We start from the raw sequence: 396 nt of genomic DNA on the forward strand, positions 1-396 counted from the left end.
CCCATTCCTTATTGGTCATGGTGGCAAACGGAATTGGTGCTATGGAAGTATAAAGGTAAATCTCTATCATTCTTCCGTATAAAATAACGGTTATAATGATCGACAGAATCCGCATGGTAATACTGATCAGCAGCGTTTCCATGGATAACAAGAACAAATCCCCCAGTTCCATATCTTCCAGTGCATCCACAATCCTTGTGATTGCTTCCGATGCGTCCACTGCTGTGTTTCCGGAAATTACTCCGGCGGCATTGTTGACCACATGCTGGCCAACGTCAAAGACCGCCATCGTGATATTGAACGTATTCGTCACCAGATAAATGGCTACATACGCCTTAAAGATCCAGAGGAAAATGTTGTAAGTCTCAAATTCATGGAAATTGTTTTTCTGCGTTA

At 42.7% G+C, this 396-nt stretch carries 1 protein-coding gene; it reads right to left on the reverse strand.

Translation table 11 applies throughout. The annotated features are described in order from the left end of the window. A partial coding sequence (locus G5B06_RS18650) for a VirB6/TrbL-like conjugal transfer protein, CD1112 family (protein ID WP_244094597.1) occupies positions 1 to 396 on the reverse strand: 396 nt, incomplete at both ends.

Source organism: Blautia luti, assembly GCF_013304735.1.
Classification (GTDB): Bacteria; Bacillota; Clostridia; order Lachnospirales; family Lachnospiraceae; genus Blautia_A.